Here is a 15,534-nt window from a genome sequence, read left to right on the forward strand (position 1 = left end):
CATGGCGCCGCTCCTTCGGGGCGGCGCTTTTTCTTCCAGGAACGGAGCTATCATGGACGAGAAGCTCGAACGAAAAGACGCGCCGTGCCGCGAGCGTGGGCGCATTACGCCCGACGAGGGCGCGGTGCTGGCGGCGGAGACGGCCCGCAATGCCGATTTCGGCAAGCCGGTGCTCATCTACCCCAATCTCTACCTGGTGCGCGTGCCCCTTCCCCACAATCCGCTGCGCGCCCTCAACTCCTACTTCATTCTGGACGACGACGGCACCACCACCATCGTGGACGTGGGTTTCAACCACCCTGACTGCGAGCAGGCGCTCGACGACGCCCTGGCCGCCCTCGGCCGCTCTTGGGACAAGGTGCAAGTGGTGCTCACCCATTCGCACCCCGATCACACGGGCAACCTCGACCGCATTTGGCGCGAGGGCATGCCGGTGCTCGCGAACCTTCACTCGTTCCAGGAGGTGAAGAACCTCATGGAGATAGAGGACAATGTCTACGGCCCGCTGCTCTTGCAGGCGGCCACCTTGGAGCAGCAGCGCGACCTGACCTTCGACGAGAAGGGGCCGCGGCTGCACGTGTCGGCGGAGCTTCTGCCACTTTCCACCTATCCGGTCATGACTTATCTGGCCAACGGCGACTGCCTCAAGGTCGGCGAGTTCGAGTTCGAGGTGATCGAGACGCCGGGCCACGACCCTTGGCACATCTGCCTCTACGAGGCGGCGCACAAAATCCTCCTCTCGGGCGATCATGTGCTGGAGCGCATCACACCGTCGGTTTCCTCGTGGTTTCCGGCCTACAACGCCTTGGCGGAGTTTCTTGAGAGCCTCGAGAAGGTAGGCGGCTACGATGTGGACCTGGTGCTCCCGGCCCACGGCAAGCCGTTCACCGGCATGCGCGAGCGGGTCGACTTCCTCATCGAGCACCACCACAAGCGCCTGGAGGAGATCTACGAGCTGGTGGCCGGCGGCCACGACGACATTGTTCAGATTTCCCAGCATGCCACGTGGCGCTACCCCGATTGGAAGAGCTGGCCGCTCGATCAGAAGTACTTCTCCATGGGCGAGACGCTGGCGCACCTCATCTACCTCGTGCGCGAGGGCCGCGTGTTGCAGGGCATCTGCGGCCACGAGTACTACTTCCGCATGCCCTACGACCGCAAGAACCTGGCCTTGGCGCCGGGGGCGGCTAGCTAGCGCTTGAGGGTTTCCACGAGCCAGCGGTAGAAGACCTCATCGGGATCGCTGCCGCTCTTCATGGCCTGCTCGGCGTCGCGGGAGGAGGCGAGCGCCCGGCGCAGCTCCTCGGGACGCCATTGGCGCGCCCACGCGCCGTGGTTCTTCACGCGCCAGTCGGGCGCGCCGAGGGCTTTGGCGAGGCCGCGCGGGTTGCCGCGACGGGCCATTGACTGGGCCGCCATGAGCTCGCGAAGGCGCGTGGTGCACAGGGCGATGAGCACATGGGGCGAGGTGCTCTCCATCTTCGCTCTGAGGGCGAGGCATTTACCGAGGTTGCGCTCGGCGAAGGCCGCCGTGAAATCCCATGGCTTCACCTCGGAGGTGCGGGCCACGAGCGCGCGCACCTCGCGCTCCCCCACCCCATCGGCCGTGCCGTGAGCCAGGGCGATCTTCTTCAGCTCGTTGTCAAGGTGCACGGTGTTCTCGCCCACGAGCTCCACCAGAGCCGAGGCCGCTCCCTCGGTAAGCGTGATGCCGTGGGTGCAAGCCATGGCACGGACGCGCTTGGGCAGCTCCCAACTCTTGGGCGGGGCGCAGTCGATGACGGCCTTGGGGCCCGCGGCGGCGAGCGCCTTGTACAGCCGCGTGTTCTTAGCGAGCTTCTCCGCCTCGCAGGCGAGCACCGTGGTGGCGCTGGGAGCCTTGAGGTAGTTGACGAGCTCCTCGGCGTCGGCCTTTTTCAGCTTGTCGGCGTTGCGCACGTAGACGAGGCGCACGGGACTTGCGAAGGGCATGGTGTTGCAGGCGGCTGCGATGGCGGCGCCCTCGGCCACCTCCCCATCGAACTCGTCGGAGTTGAAAGACAAATCGCCCATCGTGGCCAAGCGCGCCTTGAGGCGGGCGATGACCGCCTCGCGCTTGAGGGCGTCCTCGCCCACGGCCAAATAGGCGGGAAGGAGATCGGTATGTTGGCTGTCGCTCATGGCCTCATTGTACCCCATCGCTACTGCATCCCCTACCTTTGGGTGGAGACCGTGAGCGTATCTTCGGAAAACGCCACGACCACATCTCCCGACTCGTCGCTGCAGTAGGTGGCGCACCCGGTTTTCTCAAGGAAGTCCAGCGTGTTTTGCGAAGGGTGACCGTAGCGATTGGCCTCGCCGACGCCGATGAGCGCCACCTTGGGAGACAGGAGCTCCGCCAAAGAAGCATCGAGGCTCTTTTTCGAGCCGTGGTGGCCCACCTTCAGCACCTCCACCCCGCTTGCGGGCAGCTTGTTGGTCAGCTGATCCAGCTGCTCGGCCTCGGCATCGCCGGTGAACAGGGCCGTCCACTTCGCTGCCCCGTCGCCATCGCCGTCCCAGGCGGCGAGCAGGCAGAGGCTGTCGGCGTTGCCGCCGCCGTCGGCCAATCGCTCGGGCCAGAGCACCGTTATCGAGAATTTGCCGCAGCGCACCGTATCGCCCGGCGACAGCTCGACGAGGGCGTCGGCGAGTCCCTCTGTCCGCGCTGCGGCCATGAGCTCCGAGCATGCTTTGCAAGAGCAGTCGGGAAGTCCCTCGGGCACCAGCAGCGCCGATGCGGGAGCCACATCCCCGAGCACGGAAAGCGATCCGCAGTGGTCGTCGTCGCTGTGGGTGACGGCCACAGCGTCGAGGCGGCCCACTCGCTGGCGCGCCAGGGCGGCCTTGAGCAGGGAATCCTGGTTGCCGGTGTCGATGAGCAGCGCGCTCGCGCCGCTTCGCACGAGAAACGCGTCCCCCTGGCCCACGTCCAGCATGACGATGGCATCGGTGGGCATGCCGAGGGGAAGGCGCAGCACGAAAAGCGCCAAAACGGCCGCGGCCGCCGTCCCCGACAGCCCCCCGATGCTCACTCGCGGCCACCAGGCCCACAACCCGATGCAGAGTGCGCCGGAAAGCACGGCCGCCGCCAGAGGCGCGGCATCGATGGGCACGCAGGAGCCCTGCAGCGAAGCGAGGGCGTTAACGACGGCCGAGAGCGGGACGCATGCCAGGGCCGCTGCGCCGATGAGCCCCGGTGCCGCAGCGGGGGCAAGGCATGCGAGCAGTACGGCGACGAACCCGACGAGGCACGCCAAGGAAAACAGCGGCCCCGCTACCAGGTTGGCCAACGGCGACAGGAGCGGCAGTTGAGAGAAGAGCGCCGCCGCATAGGGCTGCGTCGCCAGGGCCGAGGAGCCGGTGAGGGCGAGAGGATCGCCCACGACCTTCTTCAATCGAGGGAGCCCCGCGAAGGCCGAGGACAGCAGCGGTGCGAATAGAACGATTCCCAGGGTGGATCCCGCCGACAAGGCGAAGGAGGCCGAAAGGGCGCAGGCTGGATCCGCCCCCACGAAAAGCAGAAGGCACAGCCCCAACGCGCTGAGCGCCGAATTACGGCGGTTGGCCCAGAGCGCGAACAGTCCCGTCGCGGCCATGACCGCCGCCCGCAGTGCCGATACCGGCATCCCGGTGAAGGCGACGTAGCCGACAAGAAACAGGGCGCTGGCCACCGTCGTCGCTTTGCGGCCGAGCCGCAGCAGCTTCAATCCTCCCGCAACGAACAGAACCACAATGGAGAGGTGCGCCCCCGATACCGCCACGAGATGGGCCAGCCCCACGGCCTTGAAGCAATCGTAGAGCCCCGATTCCTCGATGGCCGGCCGCCAACCGCACACAAGAGCCTGTAGAAGTGGCGCATTGTCTCCCCCGCACGCGGCGATGAGATCCAGGGCGCATCGCCGCAGATGGACAAAGGGGCCGCTATCGAGCGCTGCTTCTTCCGAGACAAACGCGCTTTCGCTCGCGGTGAGAGAGCCGGCCAGCCCGGCGTCCCAGTAGTATGCTGCCACTGCCTCTGCGGGCGGCTTGAGCGTTCCGGATACCGTCATAGACTGCCCTTGCAGCAGCGCCGCATCCTCGGGCAGGTTAAGCCGCATCCGTAGCACGCGGCCATCTGCGCCACGAAGCCGCGCCTCGGCGTGCCATCCGAAATCTCCGCGACGGGCATCCTCGGTGAGCTCGGCGTGCCAGGTCGCCGGCGCCGAATCGCCTCCCTGCGCCTCTGCGTAGGCCATAGAGCCGCGAAGAGCGCCGCACCAAAAGGAGCAGAGAGCCACGGCAGCGGCGAGGGAGAGCACCGCCAGAGCGCCGAGCGAGAAACCGCCGCCTCGGGCCGCGCGCAAGGCATGGGATGCCAGCCACACGGCAGCGCCCAGCGCAAGCATCCCCAGTACGGGAAGGGCCGCGGTGGGCGCAAGGCGCAGGGTCGGCCAAATCAGCGCCGTTGCAGCCCACAGGACGAGCCCTGCCACCAGCAAGGGCGGCAGAAAGGGGCGCGGCGGCCTGCTGTCGAGATCGCCCGTCACAGGCAGAGCCGATCCCGCATAGCCGCGAGCTTCTTCTCGCCGATGCCGGAGACCCGCGTCAAATCGTCGATGGACGAAAACGGCCCGTTCGCCTCGCGGTCGGCCACGATCTTCTCCGCCGTCGCCGCGCCGATGCCCTTGAGCGTTTCGAATTCCTCGGCCGTGGCCGTGTTGATGTTGACCATCCCGTCAGCCCCTGAGGAGGACGCGCCTTCCCCAGAGCCCTGCGCGCCGCCGGAAGCTGCCACGGCGCCCCCATCGGAGGGAGTCGCCTGGCTCTCGCTGCGGGAGGGGATGACGATCTGCTGGCCGTCCTGCAGCTCCTGGGCCAAGTTCACCGCATCGGTCCGCGCCTTTTCGGTGGCGCCGCCGGCCGCCGTCACCGCATCGATCACCCGGCTGCCTGCGGGCAGATAGTAGACGCCGGGCGATGCCACGCACCCGTCAACGTGAATGCAAAGCTGCCCCGTCTCATCGCCGCTCGAGGGGAGCACCACGTTCTCGACGCTTTGGCCCGACGCGGCCTTCTCGGCGTCACCCTCCTCGCCTTCGACGGCTTGCACCGCTTCGTTGCCAGCGTCCCCCGATACGCTCGCCGAGGCCGCATCCTGCGCCCTCACCTCGAATCCGCCGCCGAGCGAAGCGCAGAAGGCGTACCCTGCGAGTACGATCATGAGCACCAGCGCCAATGCCACAGCGACGAAGACCGACCGGGGCACGCGACCCAGATGCAATCTCTCCGCGAGCGATTCCGCACGATCTTGAAAGGCCATGATCTCCTCCTTCTCCCGAATTGAAAAAAGGATACGAGCACACGACCGTATTTATGACGCGGGAATGTCTCGATCCGTTCCCCGCGCCGACCGTGGTCGCGTCCCGCCTCTGTCCCAATCCTCATCCCTTGGTACCATCCGTAGGGACAGACCTTGGTCTGTCCTCGCGAGTGGAACAGAGGCGCGTGACAAAAAAGGGGCGACCAAGGTCGCCCCCTACGGAGAAGCGCGATTGAGACACGGAAATCCGAAGCTCTCTATCGTCGGGATTTGCTGGGCGGCTTGTAGGCCGGGCAGGCGTAGTCATGGGGCTCGGCCGCATCGGCGAGGGCGGTCACCCATTCCTCCACAGGGAAAGCGACCTCGGCCTCGCGCACCGCCTCCAGTTTCGCGTGGGTCTCGGGGTTGCGCGGCATGAACAGCGTGCAGCAGTCCGGCGCGTCCATGGACGAGATCTCGAAGGTGCCCAGCTCCTGGGCCGCCTCGATGATCTCCAGCTTGTCCGAGCCAATGAGCGGCCGCAACACCGGCAGTTCTACCGCGTCGTTCGTGGCGCGGATGTTGTCGAGGGTCTGCGAGGCCACCTGCCCTAGGCTCTCCCCGGTCACCAGCGCTCCGGCCCCTTCCCGCCGCGCAAGCTCCTCGGCCACGCAGAACATGAGGCGCCGGTACAGGATGACCCGCAGAGAGGGTGGGCAGGAGAGAGATATCTCGCGTTGGTAGTCGCCGAAGGGCACCACGTAGACGCGCCCGATGCAGCCGGTGCGCTCGAGCACGTGCGCGATGTCGTCCACGAGGTACTCCGAGGCGTCGGAGGTCTGGGGGCGTCCCGAGAAGTGCACGCCGATGGGCACGGCCCCGCGGCGAGCCATGCGCCAGGTGGCCACGGGCGAGTCGATGCCCGAGGACAGAAGGCACACCACCTTGCCCGACGAACCCACGGGCAGGCCGCCGATCCCGCGGACGGACCGCGCGTACACGTAGGCGGTGCCCTCCACGGCCTCGACGCCCACGGTGACGTCCTGGCCCTTCATCTGCACCCGCTTCTCGGGGAACCGCTCGCAGAGCACCTCCCCGATGTCTCGGTTCATCTGCATGGAGTCGATGGGGAACACCGTGTGGTTGCGCCGCGCGGACACCTTGAAGGTGGAGAAGGGCTCCGCCTCGGCCAGGGCGATGCAAGCGGCGCGCCCCATGACCTTGATGTCCAGATCGCACTTGAAGCCACAGGATGCGCGGGCCACGCCGGGCACGCCCAGAATGGCATCGGTGCACTGGTTCGCTACCTCAAGCGTGGTTCCCTCCCGCAAGAAGACGAGCAGGCGCCCGGAGATGCGGTGGATGGTGACAACGGGATACGCGCCAAGAAGCGCCTCCAGGTTCTTCTGAAGGCGCTTCTCGAATACTCCGCGGTTGCGTCCCTTGAGCCCGATCTCGTGATAATGCACGAGAATGATTCTCTGGAACTCTTCCATTTAGTGGTTTTTCACGTCGATCGACTCAGGATCGTACGAAACCTCGCCACGGGCGATCTCGTTGAAGGCCATGGACAAGGGCTTCGTATCGGCGGCACGGGCGATTTCCACGGCCGTCTGCAGCTGGATGGCGCGATCGCGCTGGCCGCGCATCATGTCGTTGATGTCGTGCGCACGCTTGGAAGCCAGCGCGCACAGAAGAAAACGGTCGTTGTCGGTGCGGTCAAGCAGGACGTCGATCTTCGGTTCGATAATGCTCATAGGGCGGATATCCTCTTACTGTTGCTCGGCGATTTCGTTGACGTAAGCGACGAGCTGGCGAGTGGCCTCGTCCAAATCGTCGTTCACAAGCCGATAATCATACTCCATTTTCTGGGAAAGTTCCACCAGAGCGGTGCGCATGCGCATATCCACCACGTCATCGGTCTCGGTGCCGCGCCCGCGCAGGCGCCGCTCCAGCTCCTCGAGCGAGGGGGGCTCGATGAACACGAGGTGCGCCTCGGGCATCTTCTCGCGCACCTGGAGTGCCCCTTGAACCTCGATCTCGAGGATGACCTGGCGTCCCGCCGCCATCTCGCGCTCCACCGAGGCGCGCGGGGTGCCGTAGCAGTTGCCGGAGTACTCGGCCCATTCCAGAAACCCGCCCTCCTCCGCCAGGCTTAAGAACTCCTCCTTCGTGAGGAAGTAATAGCTGACGCCCTCCTCCTCACCGGGACGAGGGCGCCTTGTGGTGGCGGAGACGGACAACCAAGCGTCGGGCACTTCCTCGAGAAGACGCGCGATGAGAGTTCCCTTGCCGGTCCCGGACGGACCGCTTACGACGAAGAGGTTTCCGTGTCTCATGAATTCCTTTGTGACGTTGACGTTCTACTTGGACAGGCGCGCAAGCAGAGCCTCGCGCTGACGCTCGCCGATACCGCGGATGCGGCGGCTCTCGGCGATCTGCAGCTCCTTCATGATGCGCTCTGCCTTGGCCTTGCCGTACCCGGGCAGCGTCTCGATGAGCGTGGAAATCTTCATACGGCCCACGACAGGGTCGTCGCGCATATCGAGAACCTGAGCGACGGTGAGCTTGCCCGTCTTCAGCTCTTCTCGTACCTCCGCCCGCTTGATGCGTGCGGCCTTTGCCTTTTCAAGCGCTTCAGCGCGGGCCTCGGGGCTGAGTTGGGGAATTGCCATTTCTGTTCTCCTTCCAGTTCGGGCTGAGGGCATAGTACCACGCATTGATGAGGAATCAACACCTAATTTACTCGGAATCAATAAATGCGGCATTTTTCCCCAATTATCGGCTATACACGGGCCTTATTCAGGGATAAAACGCTTTGGAGCTACTCCAATTCCGCGGCGATGGCCTCGAAGGCCGCCACGGGATCGTCCGCCTCAGTGATGGGCCGGCCCACCACGATGTGTGACGCTCCGTTCGCGAAGGCCTGGGCGGGCGTGGCCACGCGGCTCTGGTCTCCCAGGGCGGCGCCGGCCGGGCGCACGCCGGGGGTGACGATGAAGGCGTCGGGGCCCAAGATCTCGCGCAGGGCGGCCGCCTCCTGGGGCGAGGCCACCACGCCGGAGATGCCCGCCTCCTTGGCCTGGGCCGCGAGGGCCGCCACCTGTTCGGGCAGGGGTCGGGCGACGCCGGTGGCCGCAAGCGCCTCGGGACTCATGGAGGTGAGCACCGTGATGCCGAGGGTCGCCGGCACGTCCCCGCCGTACTCCGCCGCGCCCTCCTCGGCGCCGCGCTGGCCCGCCTCCATCATGGCGGTGCCGCCCACGGTGTGCATGGTGAGCATGTCGGCCCCGCTGGCCGCCGCCGAGCGCGCCGCGCCCTGCACCTGGTGCGGGATGTCGTGGAACTTCAGGTCGAGGAACACGTTGAAACCGCGGCGCTTGAACATCTTCACGATGGCCGGGCCCTCGGCGTAGTACAGCGTCATGCCGATCTTGAGCCACTTCGCGTGGCTCTCCAGCTTGTCGGCAAGGGCTATGGCCTCCCAGGCGTCGCAGTCGAGCGCCACGATGACGCGGTCGCGAGCAGGAATGGAATCGAAGGCGGTTAGCATTGCAGGGCTCCTATCAGCTCGTTGACGTCTTTGACGCCCTGGGATTCGCAGTAGTCGATGATGCCGTCGATGACGTCGACGGTGGCGGTGGGATTGACGAAGTTCGCCGTGCCCACGGCCACCGCGGTGGCGCCGGCCAGCATGAACTCCACGGCGTCCTCGCCGGTGGATATGCCGCCCATGCCGAGCACCGGCACGGAAACGGCCTGGGCTACCTGCCACACCATGCGCAGGGCCACGGGCTTCACGGCCGGTCCCGAGTAGCCGCCCACCACGCGCGCCAGCTTCGGGCGGCGGGTGCGGGCGTCCACGGCCATGCCGAGCAGCGTGTTGATGAGCGAGATGCCGTCGGCTCCGGCGGCCTCGGCGGCCTTCGCGATCTCGGTGATATCGGTGACGTTCGGCGTGAGCTTCACGATGAGCGGGCGCTTCGTAGCGGCGCGGCAGAGCGACACCACCTTCTCCACGCTGGGCACATGGCAGCCCATGGTCATGCCGCCGGCGTCCACGTTGGGGCACGAGATGTTCACCTCGTAGGCGGCCACGGGGGCTTCCTCCAAGGCCTCGATGACAGCCACGTACTCGTCGAAGCTGTGGCCGGAGACGTTCACCATGGCCGTGGCGCCGATCTCGGCGAGCCACGGCAGCTCGATGTCCTTCAAGTGCTGCACACCGGGGTTCTGAAGGCCGATGGAGTTCAACATGCCCGAAGCCGTCTCGGCAATGCGGGGGCTCGCGTTGCCCTCCCAGCCGTTCAAAGACACGCCCTTGGTGGTGACGGCGCCCAGGGCCGCCACGTCCACGAAGTCGTGGTACTCCATGCCGGCGCCGAAGGTGCCCGAGGCCACGGTGACCGGGTTCTTCATGGCCATGCCGCCGAGGTTCACGGACAGGTTGACGCTCGTCTCTTTCGGTTTGCGCTGCATTACCACACCACCTCGCTCGCACAGAACACCGGGCCGTCCACGCAGGCGCGGCGCTTGCCGGCCGTCGTATCGACCACGCAGGACAGACAGGCCCCCACGCCGCAGGCCATGCGCCTCTCCATGGACACCTCGCAGAACACGCCGGCCGCATCCGCCATGCCGGCCACGATCTTCATGAGGGGCTCCGGGCCGCAGCAGGCCACGTAGTCGTAGGGCGCGCCTTCCGCAGCGGCCGCCGCCAGGGCCTCTTCCACAAGCGGCGTGCAGAAGCCGGCGCGGCCGTAGGTGCCGTCGTCGGTGGAGCAGGCAGGCTCGCACCCGAGCACGGCCCCGTAGCGCTCGCGGGCCACCAACGCATCGATGGTGGAGGCGCCGAGGATGGCGTCGGTGGCAACGCCCGCCGCCGTCAGCTCCTCGGCCAAGGGGTACAACGGCGCGCTTCCCACGCCGCCGGCCACGATGAGCGCGCGCTTGCAGCCCTCGGGCGGCTGCCATCCGCGACCGATGGGGCCGATCATCTCCACAGCGTCGCCGACCGCGAGCTCTGTCATGTGCTCAGTGCCGAAGCCGAGCACCTGGTACATCATGTCCACCGTGCCCGCCTCCGCATCGGCCGCGTACACGCCGAAGGGGCGGCGCAGGATGTGGGCCTCCATGCCCGGCACCTTCACGTGCACGAACTGCCCCGGCCGCGCCGTCGTCGCGATTTCCGGCGCGCGCACGGTCATGAGCCAGATGTTGCACCCCATCTCCTCGTTCACCAGAATGGGCGCGTTCTCGTTGCAAAGCGTCATAGGCTCTCCTGTCGCGTCAGCGGAAAAATGCATTTGATGATATTCTAACGCATGGCATATTAGTTATCGAATTCGCCATGCCACAAAGAGCAGAAATCCTAGGAGATTTGCATGGAGGAGTAGCCTCTTGCTTTGCTGCTCCTCCGATAAGCTTAGAACTACAGCTCCTGCAAGGGGGCGACGTCGAGCTCGCCGGCGCGGGCGGCTTGCATGCCGGCTATGAGGGCCTGGGCGGCGGCCAGGGTGGTGGCATAGGTGATGCCGTGGCGGACGGCGGCGCGGCGCAGCTCGTAGCCGTCGTCGCGGGTGGCCACGCCGAGCGGCGTGTTGATCATGAGCGAGATCTCGCCGGCGGCGATGGCGTCCACCACCGAGCTTGCCCCCTCGTGGATCTTGCCCGTCACCTCGCAGGGCACGCCCGATGCGCGCAGCACGGCCGCGGTGCCCTCGGTGGCCAGAAGCGAGAAGCCGAGGCGCACAAGCTCTCGGGCGATGAAGGCCACGGCGCGCTTGTCCTGGTCGTTCACGGAGATGAAGGCCACGCCACCCTCCGGTTCGGCGTAGTCGATGGCCATCTGGGTCTTCATATAGGCCGCCGGGAAACTTTCCGCGATGCCCATGACCTCGCCGGTGGAGCGCATCTCCGGCCCCAGTAGCGCGTCGGCCCCCGGGAACCGCCCGAAGGGCATGACGGCCTCCTTCACGAAGTAGCGGCCCGGCTTCGCGAAATGCTCCGAAAGGTTGAGCACGGCCAGCTTCTCCCCCGCCATGATGCGGCTCGCGAGCTTCGCCAAGGGCACGCCTGTGGCCTTCGAGATGAAGGGCACCGTGCGGCTCGCCCGAGGGTTGGCCTCAATGACGTAGACGACCCCGTCTTTCACGGCGAACTGGATGTTCACCAGGCCGCGCACGCCCAAGGCCAGCGCGATCCGACGGGCGACGCTCGCCATCTCGTCCTGCACCTTCGCCGACAGCGAGAAGGGCGGCAGGCAGCAGGCCGAGTCGCCCGAGTGGATGCCGGCCATCTCGATGTGCTCCAGAATGCCGCCGATGTACACGTCCTCGCCGTCGCACAGGGCGTCCAGGTCGCATTCTACGGCACCTTCGAGGAACTTATCCAGGTAGACCGGGTGATCTGGAGAAACGGCGGTCGCCTCGGCCACGTAGCGCGCGAGCCCCGCGTCATCGTAGACGATGCCCATCCCTCGGCCGCCGAGCACGTAACTGGGACGCACGAGCAGCGGGTAGCCGATCTCGCGGGCGGCGGCGCGGGCCTCATCGAGCCCTGCGGCCATGGCCGAGCGCGGATAGGCGATGTCGAGGGAATCGAGCAGCGCGGCGAACCGGTCGCGGTCCTCGGCCAGATCGATGGCGTCCGGGCTCGTGCCCATGATGGGCACCCCGGCCTCCTCCAAAGCACGGGCCAGCTTCAGCGGCGTCTGACCGCCGAGGGTGACCACGACGCCGTCGGGATCGGTCGCGTCGATGACGTCCATGACGTCATCGTAGGTGAGCGGCTCGAAGAACAGCATGTCGGAGGTGTCATAGTCGGTGGAGACCGTCTCGGGGTTGCAGTTCACCATGATGGTCTCGTACCCGGCGTCGGCCAGCGCGTAGCTGGCGTGCACGCAGCAGTAGTCGAACTCGATGCCCTGGCCGATGCGGTTGGGGCCCGCGCCCAGGATGAGGGCGCGCGGGCGCTCCTTGGCCGCCACCTCGGACTCGTCGGCGTCGTAGGTCTTGTAGTGGTAGGCGGTTTTCGTGGGGAACTCTGCCGCGCAGGTGTCCACGGTTTTGAAGGCCGGGCGCACGCCGAGGATCTTGCGGCACGCGCGCACCGTGCGCTCGTCGGACCCCGTGAGCACGGCGATCTCGGCGTCGGAGAGCCCGTAGCGCTTCGCCATTTGGAAGGCCTCGGCGTCCATGTCCTCCAAGGCGCACCCGCGCAGGGCCTCCTGCACGGCCACCATATCGGCCATGCGCGCGCAGAAGAACGGGTCGATGGCCGTGCGCTCGTGCAGCTCTTTCGCGCTCATGCCCCGGCGCAGGGCCTCGGCTGCCAAGAAGATGCGCTCGGCCGTGGGGCGCGAGAGCGCGGCGAAGAGCTCCTCGTCGGAAAGCGCCGCCTCTTCCCCGCGCCCGTCGGCCCCGAAACCGGCGCGGCCCGTCTCCAGGGAGCGCAGAGCCTTCCCCAGCGCCTCCTCGAAAGTGCGCCCGACGGCCATGACCTCGCCGACGGCCTTCATGCGGGTGGTCAGCGTGTCGTCGGCCCCCTGGAACTTCTCGAAGGCGAAGCGCGGGGCCTTCACGACACAATAGTCGATAGAGGGCTCGAAGCAGGCCGGCGTGGTGCCGGTCATATCGTTCACGATGTCGTCGAGCGTGTAGCCCACGGCCAGGCGCGCCGCCGCCTTCGCGATGGGAAAGCCCGTGGCCTTCGACGCCAAGGCCGAGGAGCGCGACACGCGGGGGTTCATCTCGATGATGACCATGCGGCCCGTCTCGGGGTGCACGGCGAACTGCACGTTGGAGCCGCCCGTGGCCACGCCCACGCGCTCGAGCACCGCCAGCGACGCGGCGCGCATGCGCTGGTACTCCAGGTCGGTGAGGGTTTGGGCCGGGGCCACGGTGATGGAGTCGCCGGTGTGCACGCCCATGGGATCCAGGTTCTCGATGGAGCAAACGATGATGCCGTTGCCGGCCGCGTCGCGCATGACCTCCATCTCGTATTCCTTCCAGCCCTCGATGGACTCCTCCACGAGCACCTCGCCGGCCGGGGAAAGCTCCAGCCCCTGGGAGACGATGCGGACGAGCTCGTCCTCGTCGCGCGCGATGCCGCCGCCGGCGCCGCCCATGGTGAACGACGGGCGCAGTACCACGGGGAACCCGAGCTCGCCGGCGATGCGCAGGGCGTCTTCCACGGAGTAGGCGTAGCCGGCCCGCGAGACCTCGATGCCGAGGTCGGCCATGCATTCGTTGAAGAGTTTGCGGTCCTCGCCGCGCTCGATGACGTCCACGTCGCAGCCGATGAGCTCCACGCCATAGCGCTCGAGCACGCCGGACTTGGCCAGTTCCACGGCCGTGTTCAGGCCCGTCTGGCCGCCGAGGGTGGGCAGGCACGCATCGGGCCGCTCCTTCGCGATGACCTTTTCCACGAAGGCCGGTGTGATGGGCTCCACGTAGGTGGCGTCGGCCAGCTCCGGGTCGGTCATGATGGTGGCCGGGTTCGAGTTTACGAGAACGACCCGGTATCCCTCCTCGCGCAGCACCTTGCAGGCCTGGGCGCCGGAGTAGTCGAACTCGCAGGCCTGGCCGATGACGATGGGGCCGCTCCCGATAACGAGAATGCTCTTGATGTCCTCGCGCTTGGGCATTTACGCCACCTCCCCTTCCGTGTCAGCTCCGAACTTCCAACCGGACAGGCGGTCGGTCGCGATGTCGATGTCCAGGTAGTCCTCGCGTCCCTCCATAAGGCGCGCGAAGGCGGTGAACAGGTAGTGGGCGTCGGTGGGACCGGGGGCCGCCTCCGGGTGGTACTGCACGCTGAAGGCCGGCACATCCAGGAAGGCGAAGCCCTCGGCGGTGCCGTCGTCGAGGTTCACATGGGTGAGCCGAATGCGCCCGAAGCGCTCGTTGGCCACGACGGGGGCGACGCCCTTGCGGCCCCACTCGCGCAGATCCTCCACATGCTCGGTCGCGCCGCCGGAAAGCTCGGGGATCAGCGCGCCCAAGCTTTGGAAGCGGGGGCAGAAGCCGTGGTTCTGGGCCGTCACCTCTACCCGTCCCGTGAGCAGGTTCTGTACCGGATGGTTGCCGCCGTGATGGCCGAACTTCAGCTTGTCGATTTCCGCGCTCGCAGCCTTGGCCATCATCTGGTGCCCGAGGCAGATGCCGAACAGCGGCACCTTCCCCAGCAGCTTCTCCGCCTGTCGGTAGGTCTCCCCCACCGCCTCCGGGTCGCCCGGGCCGTTGGAAAGGAACACGCCGTCGGGATTCATCGCCAGCACCTCTTCGGCCGGGGTGTCCCAGGGCACCACCGTAAGCTCGCAGCCCGAGGCCACCAGACCGTCCAGGATGGAGCGCTTCACGCCGCAGTGGTAGACGACCACTTTGAAGAGGGGCTCGACGGGAGCGGAAAGGGCGAAGCTATGGGAGACGGGCAGGTTCGCGGCGGTGTAGGAGTAGGCGCCGTCGCAAGATACGCCAACGACCTGGTTCTCGCCCACCAGTGACGGGCTCTGGCGCACCTTCGCGAGCAGCGCGGCGACATCGGTGTCCTCGGTGGAAACGACGGCCCGCTGGGCGCCATGGTCGCGGATATGGCGCACGAGCGCGCGGGTGTCGACGCCCTCGATGGCCACGACGCCCTCGCGCGCCAGATAATCGCCGAGGCTCTCCTGGCTGCGCCAGCTGGAGGGCGTGGGGCACATGTCGCGCACCACGAGCGCCCGCAGGGCCGGATGCTCCGCCTGGGCGTCGTCGGCGTTCACGCCGTAGTTGCCCACCTGCGGATAGGTGAGCACCACGATCTGCCCCGCATAGGAGGGATCGGTGACGATTTCCAAATAGCCTTCCATCGAGGTGTTGAAGCAGATCTCTCCGAAGGCCTCGCCGGGCGCCCCGCAGGAGGTGCCGACGAACACCGCGCCGTCCTCCAATACGAGCACCGCCGGCGCTCCCGCAGGCTTCGAGGTGGCCGCCCGCATCTTTTCCGCAATCTTGCTCAAAGGTTCCGTCCTTTCCGCGACTCGCTCGCCTTCGCCTCATGTGCTTCGCTGGTGCCCCGCCGCGCATCCCTGCGCCTTCGCACTCACGTGAAAGCGCGGCCCGTTCCACAGCGGCGGCCGCAAAAAGCGCCCCCGCCTTGGACGGGGGCGCTCGCAAGCACACAAGATGAAGTTCGCTCATCGCACCTTGCCGGTCTCTCGGTACCGTCCGTTAAAGGTCATTTTTGAGCATAAG

At 66.8% G+C, this 15,534-nt stretch carries 13 protein-coding genes; 1 reads left to right on the forward strand and 12 read right to left on the reverse strand.

Annotated features, from left to right (window positions below; translation table 11 throughout):
• The first annotated feature begins 52 nt into the window (after positions 1–52).
• Positions 53–1,195, forward strand: a complete 1,143-nt coding sequence (locus tag AEQU_RS05540; protein WP_022739947.1) for an MBL fold metallo-hydrolase — start codon at positions 53–55, stop codon at positions 1,193–1,195.
• Here AEQU_RS05540 and holA read toward each other — a convergent pair.
• The 12 genes from holA to carA form a co-directional block, all read right to left on the reverse strand.
• Complete coding sequence (gene holA, locus AEQU_RS05545; protein ID WP_041715133.1) at positions 1,192–2,160, reverse strand: DNA polymerase III subunit delta; 969 nt, start codon at positions 2,158–2,160, stop codon at positions 1,192–1,194. The two genes, AEQU_RS05540 and holA, sit on opposite strands and share 4 nt — an antisense overlap.
• Positions 2,161–2,192: 32 nt before the next feature.
• Positions 2,193–4,547, reverse strand: a complete 2,355-nt coding sequence (locus AEQU_RS05550; RefSeq protein WP_051353398.1) for a ComEC/Rec2 family competence protein — start codon at positions 4,545–4,547, stop codon at positions 2,193–2,195.
• The gene (locus AEQU_RS05555) at positions 4,544–5,320 is read right to left on the reverse strand and encodes a ComEA family DNA-binding protein (protein ID WP_022739950.1); all 777 of its coding nucleotides are present in this window, start codon (positions 5,318–5,320) and stop codon (positions 4,544–4,546) included. The genes AEQU_RS05550 and AEQU_RS05555 overlap by 4 nt, the downstream gene beginning before the upstream one ends.
• Before the next feature lie 257 nt (positions 5,321–5,577).
• Complete coding sequence (gene thiI / locus AEQU_RS05560; RefSeq protein WP_022739951.1) at positions 5,578–6,795, reverse strand: tRNA uracil 4-sulfurtransferase ThiI; 1,218 nt, start codon at positions 6,793–6,795, stop codon at positions 5,578–5,580.
• Complete coding sequence (locus AEQU_RS05565) at positions 6,796–7,056, reverse strand: DNA-directed RNA polymerase subunit omega (protein ID WP_022739952.1); 261 nt, start codon at positions 7,054–7,056, stop codon at positions 6,796–6,798.
• Positions 7,057–7,071: 15 nt separating this feature from the next.
• The gene (gene gmk / locus AEQU_RS05570; RefSeq protein WP_022739953.1) at positions 7,072–7,638 is read right to left on the reverse strand and encodes a guanylate kinase; all 567 of its coding nucleotides are present in this window, start codon (positions 7,636–7,638) and stop codon (positions 7,072–7,074) included.
• Positions 7,639–7,662: 24 nt separating this feature from the next.
• On the reverse strand, positions 7,663–7,974 hold the full coding sequence (gene mihF, locus AEQU_RS05575; RefSeq protein ID WP_022739954.1) for an integration host factor, actinobacterial type: 312 nt from the start codon (positions 7,972–7,974) through the stop codon (positions 7,663–7,665).
• Between the two features lie 149 nt (positions 7,975–8,123).
• Positions 8,124–8,852 (reverse strand): orotidine-5'-phosphate decarboxylase, encoded by a 729-nt coding sequence (gene pyrF / locus AEQU_RS05580; RefSeq protein ID WP_022739955.1) that lies wholly within the window; start codon positions 8,850–8,852, stop codon positions 8,124–8,126.
• Positions 8,846–9,778 (reverse strand): dihydroorotate dehydrogenase, encoded by a 933-nt coding sequence (locus AEQU_RS05585; RefSeq protein ID WP_022739956.1) that lies wholly within the window; start codon positions 9,776–9,778, stop codon positions 8,846–8,848. Before AEQU_RS05585 ends, pyrF begins: the two co-directional genes overlap by 7 nt.
• The gene (locus AEQU_RS05590; protein WP_022739957.1) at positions 9,778–10,572 is read right to left on the reverse strand and encodes a dihydroorotate dehydrogenase electron transfer subunit; all 795 of its coding nucleotides are present in this window, start codon (positions 10,570–10,572) and stop codon (positions 9,778–9,780) included. Before AEQU_RS05590 ends, AEQU_RS05585 begins: the two co-directional genes overlap by 1 nt.
• 158 nt (positions 10,573–10,730) lie before the next feature.
• Positions 10,731–13,946: a carbamoyl-phosphate synthase large subunit gene (gene carB / locus AEQU_RS05595; protein ID WP_022739958.1), complete on the reverse strand. Its 3,216-nt coding sequence runs from the start codon at positions 13,944–13,946 to the stop codon at positions 10,731–10,733.
• Entirely contained in the window at positions 13,947–15,299 is a 1,353-nt protein-coding gene (gene carA / locus AEQU_RS05600) for a glutamine-hydrolyzing carbamoyl-phosphate synthase small subunit (RefSeq protein ID WP_022739959.1), read from the reverse strand.
• Between the last annotated feature and the right edge of the window lie 235 nt (positions 15,300–15,534).

Source organism: Adlercreutzia equolifaciens DSM 19450, from assembly GCF_000478885.1.
Taxonomy (GTDB): domain Bacteria; phylum Actinomycetota; class Coriobacteriia; order Coriobacteriales; family Eggerthellaceae; genus Adlercreutzia; species Adlercreutzia equolifaciens.

What these genes read in the sequence shown, in the direction of transcription:
- AEQU_RS05540 (WP_022739947.1), top strand. Translation starts at nt 53, where the DNA reads ATGGACGAGAAGCTCGAACGAAAAGACGCGCCGTGCCGCGAGCGTGGG.
- holA (WP_041715133.1), bottom strand. Translation starts at nt 2,160, where the DNA reads ATGAGCGACAGCCAACATACCGATCTCCTTCCCGCCTATTTGGCCGTG.
- AEQU_RS05555 (WP_022739950.1), bottom strand. Translation starts at nt 5,320, where the DNA reads ATGGCCTTTCAAGATCGTGCGGAATCGCTCGCGGAGAGATTGCATCTG.
- thiI (WP_022739951.1), bottom strand. Translation starts at nt 6,795, where the DNA reads ATGGAAGAGTTCCAGAGAATCATTCTCGTGCATTATCACGAGATCGGG.
- AEQU_RS05565 (WP_022739952.1), bottom strand. Translation starts at nt 7,056, where the DNA reads ATGAGCATTATCGAACCGAAGATCGACGTCCTGCTTGACCGCACCGAC.
- gmk (WP_022739953.1), bottom strand. Translation starts at nt 7,638, where the DNA reads ATGAGACACGGAAACCTCTTCGTCGTAAGCGGTCCGTCCGGGACCGGC.
- mihF (WP_022739954.1), bottom strand. Translation starts at nt 7,974, where the DNA reads ATGGCAATTCCCCAACTCAGCCCCGAGGCCCGCGCTGAAGCGCTTGAA.
- pyrF (WP_022739955.1), bottom strand. Translation starts at nt 8,852, where the DNA reads ATGCTAACCGCCTTCGATTCCATTCCTGCTCGCGACCGCGTCATCGTG.
- AEQU_RS05585 (WP_022739956.1), bottom strand. Translation starts at nt 9,778, where the DNA reads ATGCAGCGCAAACCGAAAGAGACGAGCGTCAACCTGTCCGTGAACCTC.
- AEQU_RS05590 (WP_022739957.1), bottom strand. Translation starts at nt 10,572, where the DNA reads ATGACGCTTTGCAACGAGAACGCGCCCATTCTGGTGAACGAGGAGATG.
- carB (WP_022739958.1), bottom strand. Translation starts at nt 13,946, where the DNA reads ATGCCCAAGCGCGAGGACATCAAGAGCATTCTCGTTATCGGGAGCGGC.